Below are 11,452 nucleotides of genomic sequence, written 5' to 3'. Positions count from 1 at the left end.
GGCAACTTCGAAGCGGTGGACTTCAGCGCAGCGACGGCGACGGCACAAATCACCGATACCATCGACACCACGACGGTAAGCTTGGCAACCAGTGACGTGAACGAAGACGCGGCAAGCGTGACCTTCACCGCAACCTTGTCGAACGCGGGTGAAAGCGACGTGACTGTTGTTACCGATCAAGGCGATATCTTGATTGCCGCGGGTGAAACCACAGGCACCTTGGTGATCGATACCCAAGACAGCGACGTGTACCTGGATGCTTCCAGCATCAGCGCGACAGTCAGTGGCGTGAGCGGCGGCAACTTCGAAGCGGTGGACTTTAGCGAAGCAACGGCCACCGCCCAAATCACCGATACCATCGACACCACCACCGTGACCTTGGCAACCAGCGATGTGAACGAAGACGCGGCGAGCGTGACTTTCACAGCGACCTTGTCTAATCCAGGTGAAAGCGACGTGACTCTTGTTACCGATCAAGGCGATATCTTGATCGCGGCAGGCGAAATGACTGGTACCTTGGTGATCGATACGCAAGACAGCGATGTTTACCTAGATGCGAGTAGTGTGACTGCTTCTGTTATTGCATTGGATGGCGGCAACTTCGAAGCGGTGGACTTCAGCGCAGCGACGGCGACCGCCCAAATCAACGATACCATTGATACGACGACCGTCACCTTGACAACCAGCGATGTGAATGAAGACGCGGCGAGCGTGACCTTCACAGCGACCTTGTCGAACCCAGGTGAAAGCGACGTGACTGTTGTTACCGATCAAGGCGATATCTTGATTGCCGCGGGTGAAACCACAGGCACCTTGGTGATCGATACCCAAGACAGCGACGTGTACCTGGATGCTTCCAGCATCAGCGCGACAGTCAGTGGCGTGAGCGGCGGCAACTTCGAAGCGGTGGACTTTAGCGAAGCAACGGCCACCGCCCAAATCACCGATACCATCGACACCACCACCGTGACCTTGGCAACCAGCGATGTGAACGAAGACGCGGCGAGCGTGACTTTCACAGCGACCTTGTCTAATCCAGGTGAAAGCGACGTGACTCTTGTTACCGATCAAGGCGATATCTTGATCGCGGCAGGCGAAATGACTGGTACCTTGGTGATCGATACGCAAGACAGCGATGTTTACCTAGATGCGAGTAGTGTGACTGCTTCTGTTATTGCATTGGATGGCGGCAACTTCGAAGCGGTGGACTTCAGCGCAGCGACGGCGACCGCCCAAATCAACGATACCATTGATACGACGACCGTCACCTTGACAACCAGCGATGTGAATGAAGACGCGGCGAGCGTGACCTTCACAGCGACCTTGTCGAACCCAGGTGAAAGCGACGTGACTGTTGTTACCGATCAAGGTGATATTTTGATTGCCGCGGGTGAAACCACAGGCACCTTGGTGATCGATACCCAAGACAGCGACGTGTATCTGGATGCGAGTAGTGTGACTGCTTCCGTTATTGCACTGGATGGTGGCAACTTCGAAGCGGTGGACTTTAGCGAAGCAACGGCCACCGCCCAAATCACCGATACCATCGACACCACGACGGTGAGCTTGGCAACCAGCGATGTGAACGAAGACGCAGCGAGCGTGACCTTCACTGCGACCTTGTCGAACCCAGGTGAAAGCGACGTGACTGTCGTTACTGATCAAGGCGATATCCTGATTACGGCAGGTGAAACCACAGGTACCTTGGTGATCGATACGCAAGATAGCGATGTCTACCTAGATGCCGATAGCATCACTGCGACCGTCAGTGGCGTGAGCGGCGGCAACTTCGAAGGGGTGGACTTTAGCGCAGCGACGGCCACCGCCCAAATCACCGATACCATCGACACCACGACGGTGAGCTTGGCAACCAGTGACGTGAACGAAGACGCGGCGAGCGTGACCTTCACCGCGACCTTGTCGAACCCAGGTGAAAGCGACGTGACTGTCGTTACCGATCAAGGCGATATCCTGATCGCGGCAGGTGAAATCGCAGGTACCTTGGTGATCGATACCCACGACAGCGACGTGTATCTGGATGCTTCCAGCATCAGCGCGACCGTCAGTGGCGTGAGCGGCGGCAACTTCGAAGCGGTGGACTTCAGTGCAGCGACCGCGACCGCCCAAATCAGCGACACCATTGACACCACCACCGTGACCTTGACAACCAGTGATGTGAACGAAGACGCGGCGAGCGTGACCTTCACAGCGACCTTGTCGAACCCAGGCGAAAGCGACGTGACTGTCGTTACCGATCAAGGCGATATCCTGATCGCGGCAGGTGAAATCGCAGGTACCTTGGTGATCGATACCCAGGACAGCGACGTGTATCTGGATGCTTCCAGCATCACGGCAAGGGTTATTGCATTAGACGGCGGCAACTTCGAAGCCGTAGACTTCAGCGAAGCGACCACAACGGCTCAGATTTTCGACAGTATCGATAATACGACGGTTAGCCTAAGCGCGACGGGTTCCCTCACGAGTGAGGGTGGGGTGGTTGTGTATACCGCTACCTTGACGAATGTTGCTCAAGGTAATGTGTCGGTCGAATTGAATAACGGTGAGACCATCATCATTGAGGATGGTGAAACTACTGGGCTAGTGTCTATTGATGTTGCTAATGACGCCAATGCAAATAACGTTAGTGCCGAGATTACGAGGGCGACAGGGGGTAACTTTGAGAACCTTGTGATTGACCAAACACCTGCTGTGGTTGATGTGGGTATTGCCACTCCTAGTATTGAGTTTGAAAGTACTGGTGCAGACGATATCTACAATAATGAAGAATTGGGAGCAGATGGTACTGTTACAGCAACCATTTCGGTAGCGGGCTCTGAAGTTGGTGACATATTAACCTACAGCGTGAACGGTGAAGAAGCGACTGTTATCTTAAGCGCAACGGACATTGCTGAGGGTGTATTGGTGGAAGTGTCTCCCGAAGCGGTTGTTATGGCGTTTTTGTCGGATGAGGCCGGTAATCGCTCAAGCGAAACGAGCGCTACGGCGGCGGGTGCAGATACTGCTGCGCAGGCTGGCACGGTAACCGTGAATGCGATTACCGCCGATGATGTGATTAGTGGCACCGAAAGTGATGAGATCGTTGCCGTGACAGGTAGTGCTATCGGTGGCGATATTGCCGTAGGCGATGTTGTTACCATGACCATCAATGGTTCTGATTACGGCACCACAGTCGATATGGAGGGTAATTGGGCTGTCGATGTAGCCGGTAGTGATCTTGCAGCAGATACGGAATTTAATGTGATTGTTACCTCAAGTGATGCAGCAGGTAATACGGTTGATAGTATTGGTTCCTCCGAACATAGGGTGGATTCTCCGACGCTGTTAACCCTTACTGCAGGTTCGGTCGAAGAAGACACTACGGTGGCTGGTGATACGGTTGCAACCTTTACTTTGTCTGATGAAGACGAGGAGCCAACAGTAGGCTTCACTTCAGGTACTAATCTAGAAGGTTACTACGCTCTTGATGGCAATAACATTGTATTGACTGAGGCAGGCGAAGCTTTCTTAGATGCAGGTAATCTGTTGCCAGAAATCAGCTTGACGACGGATGGTAGCTTAACGGACAGAACCGCGACAGATACGCCAACTACTGTGCTGGTTAATGATGCGCCTATTCTATCCTCCGATGATGTCAGTCTATCTGAAAGTGTTCTGGTTACTTCTACTAGTCAGTCTGTTACGGGTAGCTTTGCTGTTGCGGATGAAGAGGGGGACTCTCTTGGGGTTAATTTGGTTGCGCCAACAGCGACTTATGCCTCTGGCGGGGAGCCTGTTGTCTGGTCTGTTTCCACTGATGGTGCACAGTTAATAGGGGCTGCCGATGGCGCTACTGTTGTAACGGTGACTCTTGGTGATGTGTCGAATGGCGTAGGAATTTACACGGTCGAATTAAGTGCTCCGCTAGATAATATCGCAGCGGGATCTGAAGATTCACTGGCGATTGAGTTTGGTATTCAAGTAGGTGATGGCGCGACGACTACCACTGAAAGTGTCACTTTGACAATTGAGGATGATGTGCCTGCTTCTGTGGTTACCTCAGCGACTTTGAACGTGAATACGGGGCCTGATGTGGTCGAATCATTCATAGTTGGTTCATTCGCTAATGGCTTTGTGAATGCAGAATTCGAGAGCGGACGCAATATTAAGAAAAATTACGACCTGATAGATAATGATGGTGACAACTATGATGACCGTATCACTTGGGATGATAGGCGTTCGAGTAATGGGACAAGTGAGTACCAGTTGACTGACCCCGTAGGGCAATCAACTGAAAGTCTTGACGGTAAGTTTGAGGTAGCCACTTTCACTCATACTAATAGTGCTATGAGTTCAAATTATAGTGCTTTGCAAAGCACAAGTATGGTGGTGACATTTACTATGGTGATTGGCGATGCGACTCAGTTGATCGAGTTAGAGTTGCCTATTACCCATGACGAAACAGCAAACCGTGGTAACAATAGTGATGATGTTGTGGTCTTAGGTGAGCTGCCATCGACAGAGATTGTTGTTGATGAGGTTACCTATCAAGTCTCGTTAGATGGTTTTATGGATAGTCAAGGGAATGTATCAACGACTCTTTCTACTTCAGAAGGTGAAACGACCACGCTTTCTCTTGTTGCTCATGTAGAAGCCGTCGGTGTAGCAGAGCCTGAAGATATTGTGTTATCTGGAACGGTTACTGTCGAGGCAGGAGCAGATGGCTTAGATCATGTGGTTGCTCAAACTGTTGAGGATAGTAATGGTACTCTGGTGCTTAGTACTGATGGGTCCTATACCTTTGAACCAAGTGACGGTTTGGTTGATTCTTTAGGCGTTGCTCAATCTACTCTTGTTAGCTATTCCTACAGGGTTGTGGATGGGGACGGAGATACTTCCGTTAATACCTTGAATATTACTGTGGAAAATCAGGGTACCTTGGTGGCTAATGATGTTAATAGTGGTCTAGAAGATAGCGCTATGAGTGTAGCAGCCGCTGATGGCGTGTTAGCGAATGATATAAGCAGTAGCAATCTATTGGTTACTTCATTCTCTGTTGAAGGTGAGTCGGTTGACGCTGGGGCAAGCTTGGCGATTGCCGATGTCGGTGACTTGACTGTGAATAGCGACGGCTCTTACACCTTTATACCAGTGAAGGATTGGTCTGGTGATGTGCCAGAGGTCACTTATGTTACTAATACAGGAGATAGTGGGCTACTAACCCTTTCTGTAAACGGTGTTGCGGATACCCCAGAACTAAGCGTAACGCTTGGTCGGGCTACGCAAGTCCCTGGTGATGCCATCGTCCAGTCTGCTGAGGGTGTTTCTTCTCTTGGGAATGTGGGTCGTAACCGCTTTATGGCGCGCAATATTGAAACTGAGACGGAAACTCGGGTGTTTGATTTCGGTACTGAATACGCAGGCGAAACGGTTACTTTATCTTTTGATTCTGTGTTTAGCGGTAATTGGAGTGATGGTCGTGGGTATTTTTCAACAAGAGACAGTTATGTTATTAAGGCCAATGATGGTGAGTTGGATGATCTAACTTCTCGCGGCAGTTCATCTATTAATAGTGCTTATACAGTGACACTGGATAGTGAAGGTAAGGTGACTGTTGAGTTTGCTGTGGCGAGCACTAGAACAGATGAAGTGGTTGATATTAATAACATTGAAGCGACATTAACGACGACTAACCTGTTGTATCCAGTGAATATTTCTGGTTCGCAAACAGATAATGATGCTAGTGAAGTCTTAACTTATGAAATTGCAGCGCTTCCGGTGGGAGCTTCTTTGCTCGATGCCGATGGCAATACCGTTTTACCTCTGAATAACGGCACTTATTCCTTATCAGAAGATCAGGTTTCTGGATTGCAGTTATCGATTCCTGAAGATGCGGAAGACTTTGACTTGTCAGTCACAGGGATTAGCAGTGAAGGCGCTACGGATGAGTCGACCGCTACTACCTTGAGCGTTGGAAATAGCAGCATTGGTGATAGTGTGACTTATGTTGGCGGTACTGAGTCTATTGAATCAAGAATGGCTGAGATTGATGACATTGATCGGGTTCAAAGATGGAATGGCAGTATAGAGGGAGATAATCAAGACAATGACTTACGCGGCCGTGGTGCTGAGGATTGGTCAAGTAACGACACCTTATATGGTAATGGTGGCGATGACCTGCTGATTGGCGGTGATGGTGCTGATAACATATTCGGTGGCAGTGGCGATGATCTGTTGTTGGGCGGCATGCCGGGAGCGGAAGACTGGGATACAGATACATTGACTGGCGGTGCAGGCAAGGATTTATTTATTCTTACTGATCATGGTCAGGCTAATGGCTTGAATAGCTGGAGCAATGATGTGATCACTGACTTCAACGCTGGCGAAGACGCCTTAGACCTAACGGACTTATTGGACGGAATGGATAAGGGGTCAACAAGTGATGAAACTGATGCCATTACTGATTTCTTGTTAAGTAATATTGGTGTTACTGAGGATGGTGTACAGCTAGATGGCCACGATGTAGCCACTTTTGGAGAAGATTCTAACTTTGATTCCAATGGCGATAATGTTGTGAATGGTTCTGATTCGATCTCGGTGATTGTCAATGACCAAGAATACATCATTAATATTGATGGCTAGATACTAGAGTCTAGGTAAAACCAAAACCGAATTAGGCTTGATGGTAAAGGAAGTCTAATTCGGTTTTTTTATGTCTGCTGTTTGCGGTTCAAATGTTGGATTGGCTATATTGCTGAATTTGTCAGTGAAGCAGGTGAATGTATGAAAAAGGGCGAGTCCCGAAGGCGTCGCCCTTTGAAGCTGGTTGCTTTGCTTAACGCAGAATCAATAATGGAATATTGCTTTCGATTATCATCTTGCTGGTATTGCTGCCAACGAAGAATTGACGAACTTTAGAGTGAGCGTAAGCGCCCATTGCCATCAGTTCTATCCTGTGATCTTGACGGTATTGCGTAAGGACAGGGTAGATTTTTCCTGATTGGATAGAAGCGATCACCTCAAGCCCTTCCTGCTCAAGAATGTTTTGTGCTTCTTCTAATTTTTTGCGTCGATCTTTGGTGTCTTCGCCTGCCATCACTAGGTGGCAAGGTAGTCCCTTCAAGAGGGGGCTTTGTGCTATGCGAGCAATGGCATTGTCGGCCGCTTCACGACCGTCATAGGCGATCATGAAGTTTTTCGGCGCTTTGAATTCTCCTACCGTGATTAAAATAGGACGGTGTAGGACGCGAGATACACGTTCAATGTGTGAGCCAATCGTGTGGGCGTTCATTGAGTGGTTGCTGCCTAAGCGGCCTAGCACAACAAGGCGGATGTTATCTTCTAGATCGGTTAAGGCTTCGACTAAATCGCCATGCCGTTGGAGTAATTCAATTTGCTTAGCATGGGACTCTATAGCAAAGGCTTTGGCATTATCTAGCATGATTTTGCCTTGCTGTAGTGCTAGCTTGGAGCGCTTTTCGTCAAGTTCGATTAGCTCATCCATTAGGTGCTCTCGGCTACTAAAGCCGATTGACCCGGATAAGTCTTCATGGGGCTTAGTCGCTTCTTTTTCGAGAGTGTGTAATAGCGTTAATGGCGCGCCTATGCTGTTGGCGGCCCACACGGCGGCGGTCGTCACATATTCGGATAAAGAGGAGCCATCGATACATGCAATTACGTTTTTCATTATTGTTCTCCTATGCCTTAATGGCCGCCCATAATTTTTTCAACTTCTTCTGGGTTATTATGAACCCCAAATTTGTCGACTATGGTTGAGCTGGCTTCATTCATTCCGATGAGTACCACTTCTGCTCCTTCACGACGGAACTTGATAACCACCTTATCTAAAGCGGATACAGCCGTGATGTCCCAGAAATGAGCATCAGTAAGATCAATCGTAACCTTTTCAACGACCTCTTTAAAATCAAAAGAAGCATTAAAGTGATCTGAAGAGGCGAAAAATACTTGTCCGATGACTTTATAAGTACGGTGAGTAGGGTGTTCTTGTTTATCACTTTTGACCACCATAAAGCGACCAATTTTGTTGGCAAAGAAGAGTGCCGCAAGCAATACACCGACAAATACACCAATGGCTAGGTTGTGTGTTGCTACCACAATAGAAACAGTGGCTAGCATGACAACATTCGTCGACAGTGGGTGTTTTTTCAGGTTGATTATCGATTCCCATGAGAAAGTACCAATGGAGACCATGATCATCACAGCAACTAAAGCCGCCATTGGAATTTGACCAATAAGATCATCTAAAAAGACCACCATAATCAATAATAAGAAGCCGGCAATAAAAGTAGATAAACGACCACGGCCGCCAGATTTAACATTGATGACGGATTGGCCGATCATGGCGCAGCCTGCCATGCCGCCCATTAAGCTTGATGCGATATTGGCAACGCCTTGTCCTTTACACTCGCGGTTTTTGTCACTACTTGTGTCGGTGAACTCATCCACTATGGTTGCTGTCATCATGGATTCGAGCAGACCAACCACCGCTAGACCTAGGGAATAAGGCAAAATAATCATTAGGGTTTCTAGGTTAAGTGGTACATCAGGCCATAGGAAAATTGGCAGTGTATCTGGTAGCTCACCCATATCACCTACGGTACGAATATCTAATCCGTAGGTAATGGCAAAGGCGGTGAGAAGAACAATACACACTAAGGGCGAGGGCACGGCTTTACCAATGACTGGGATCAGAGGAAAGAGATAAATAATACCTAACCCAACGGCGGTCATTGCGTAAACATGCCAGGTTACATCGGTTAACTCCGGCAATTGCGCCATAAAAATAAGAATGGCGAGGGCGTTCACAAACCCAGTGACGACCGACCGTGATACAAAGCGCATCAAGGTACCGAGCTTTAAATAGCCCGCGAAGATTTGAAATACGCCGGTTAATAGAGATGCAGCAAGCAAATATTCTAGGCCGTGCTCTTTTACTAAGGTCACCATTAGTAGGGCCATTGCGCCGGTTGCCGCAGAAATCATGCCTGGTCTGCCGCCAAAAAAGGAGATGACTACGGCGATACAGAAGGACGCGTATAAGCCTACTTTAGGGTCAACGCCAGCGATGATGGAAAAAGCAATAGCTTCTGGTATCAAAGCAAGGGCGACGACAGTACCAGCGAGAGAGTCGCCTTTAATGTTTGAGAACCAGTCTCGTTTTATCGAATCGATCATGTATTACCTTCTGAATTTATAAGAAAAATAGCGGTCACTTTTTATAAAAGAAGCTTGAGGTTATCGCGCAAGCTTATGACAAATGCATGGCATAAGTGCTCATTGTTTGAGTCAGGAATAGACTCTGAAATAGGTCACTGGAAATAATAACCAATGAAGCCTAGGGTCAGTGCCCGAAATTGCAAAAATTATAAAGATTTGACTCATGTATAGCAATGAAATGCCTACATAAGACCTAGCTTGATTTGGGGAATATTTAGAAGTAAACAAATCATTACATTGACTGTACCAAGGTACAATAGCTAGTTGTCTTTGATTCTCCTATCTTTTCAGTAATTATAAAACTATTCCGTCTTATCTAGAGTTCAGGAGATTCACCATGAGCGACAATCAAACATCATTTGCCAACTTAGGCTCACCTATTGGCTTTGTTAGTGAGCTAAATGGTTCGGCGGTCGTTCAATCCATCGACGGCCAAGAGCGCGTAATTAAGCTAGGTGATCCTATCTTTTTTGGTGAAACAGTCATTACCAATGATGTAAGCCAAGTCACTATTGCCTTTATTGATAACACTCAAATCGTGATTGGTAGTGACTCTATTGTTGAAATGACGGATGAGATCTTTAGTCTTGATAATGAGGAAGAGTTGGTTGCAGACGCGACGACCGAAGAAGAGGCGTTGCAACAAGCTATCTTAGATGGAGCGGATCCAACCGCAATTCAGGATGCCCCAGCAGCAGGTGAAGAGGGGGCTGATGGCGAGCAAAATCGAGTGGATGTGTCTATTGACCGTAATAACGACGGGGCTTTAGGTGATGACTATAGAAGTTCTTTACCGTCTTATGGTTATGATTCGAATATTAATTCTACATTATCTCTTTCTTCTTTTGGTTCTGGCTCTTCATTTTCAGAAACAGACACTAGGACATCTACTTCTACAACAGAAGCTGAAACCACTTCAACGACTGCCTCTACCCTTGATTTACCTCCTTCTATTGTCCTGCTAGATATTAATCCAATTGCTGGAGATGGCACCCTTAACACTCAAGAAACGAGTGAAGATATATTAATAACGGGAAGCGTGACAGGGGATTCTTTTGATTCAGGAGTAGTTACCCTGATCGTAAACGGCGTGACATACACTGGAGAGGTTACTGGCAATACTTTTTCTATCAGTGTTTCTGGGGCGGATTTGTTAGCGGATTCAGATAACACGGTTGAAGCCAGTGTTGTTGTTTCTAGTGATAGTGGTCAGCAAGGTTCGGCAAGCACGGTTGAAGATTATTTAGTGGATACAACGACGAGGGCGACTATTCGAGTTAACCCTATTACCTCAGACGATGTGATTGATGCGCAAGAAAGTGGTGAAACGATTACGGTAAGCGGACGTGTTATTGGCGATCCATCTGCTGGTGATGTCGTTTCTATGGAAATTAATGGCGTTTCCTACACTACGACAATAAATGCTGACAATAGAACTTGGAGTGTGGATGTAGCAGGCAGTGATTTAGCAGAAGATACTTCTTTTGTTGTCACAGTGACCGGACAAGATGACTCTGGTAACCCTTTTACCGCGTCAACAACTTCAACGCATACGGTCGCTTTAAACGAAGCCCCAGTGGCGGTCGACGATACCGCAACAGGCGAAGAAGATGGTGGCGTGATCACCATCGATGTGTTGTCGAACGACAGTGATGCTAATAGCGATACTTTAAGCATCACAGGTGCCACTGTTCCTGTTGAACAAGGAACGGTTGCTGTTGTAGATGGCAAACTTGAATTTACCCCAGCGGAGAACTTCAACGGTGAGGCGACTATCAGCTATACCGTTAGTGATGGTTTAGCCACTGATACGGCGGATGTTACTGTCACCGTAAATGCTGTCAATGATGATGCCGTTATCGGTGGTGATACCTCTGGATTAGGTGCTGAAACGGATGCACCTTTATCTTGGTCTGGTACCTTGACGGCGACAGATGTTGATAATGAAGACAACACTTTTATAGCGAAAACGACCATTGGAGAGAATGGTACATTTAGCGTCGATGCGAACGGCGAGTGGACGTTTGTAGCGAACAGTGCTTTTGATGAATTAGGCGTTGGCGAAAGTGCTGTGGAAGAATTTACAGTGACAACCGCAGGCGGTACAGAGCAAACCGTTACCATGACCATCACTGGTACGAATGACGCGCCAGTGGCGACAGCCGCAACAGGTGCGGTTGCTGAAGACGCGACCATCACGGGTACCATCAGTGCTTCT

At 47.7% G+C, this 11,452-nt stretch carries 4 protein-coding genes; 2 read left to right on the top strand and 2 right to left on the bottom strand.

The features are described 5' to 3' along the window. The first annotated feature begins 15 nt into the window (after positions 1 to 15). Entirely contained in the window at positions 16 to 6,639 is a 6,624-nt protein-coding gene (locus I8J31_RS21160) for an immunoglobulin-like domain-containing protein (protein ID WP_325101232.1), read from the top strand. A gap of 193 nt (positions 6,640 to 6,832) precedes the next feature. Here the strand turns inward: I8J31_RS21160 and I8J31_RS20455 are convergent, their stop codons facing one another. After that, positions 6,833 to 7,684, bottom strand: coding sequence for a universal stress protein (locus I8J31_RS20455; RefSeq protein ID WP_199470439.1), 852 nt, complete (start codon positions 7,682 to 7,684; stop codon positions 6,833 to 6,835). A 17-nt stretch (positions 7,685 to 7,701) separates the two neighbouring features. Next, a complete protein-coding gene (locus I8J31_RS20450; protein WP_199470438.1) occupies positions 7,702 to 9,192 on the bottom strand; it encodes a SulP family inorganic anion transporter in 1,491 nt (496 codons plus the stop codon). A 379-nt stretch (positions 9,193 to 9,571) separates the two neighbouring features. Between I8J31_RS20450 and I8J31_RS20445 the strand changes: the two genes are divergently transcribed. After that, on the top strand, positions 9,572 to 11,452 hold a 1,881-nt coding region (locus I8J31_RS20445; protein WP_199470437.1), incomplete at its 3' end, for a retention module-containing protein.

Origin of the sequence: Marinomonas transparens, from assembly GCF_016463975.1 — a bacterium.
GTDB lineage: Bacteria > Pseudomonadota > Gammaproteobacteria > Pseudomonadales > Marinomonadaceae > Marinomonas > Marinomonas transparens.
This window is presented reverse-complemented; position numbering and strand designations above follow the sequence as displayed.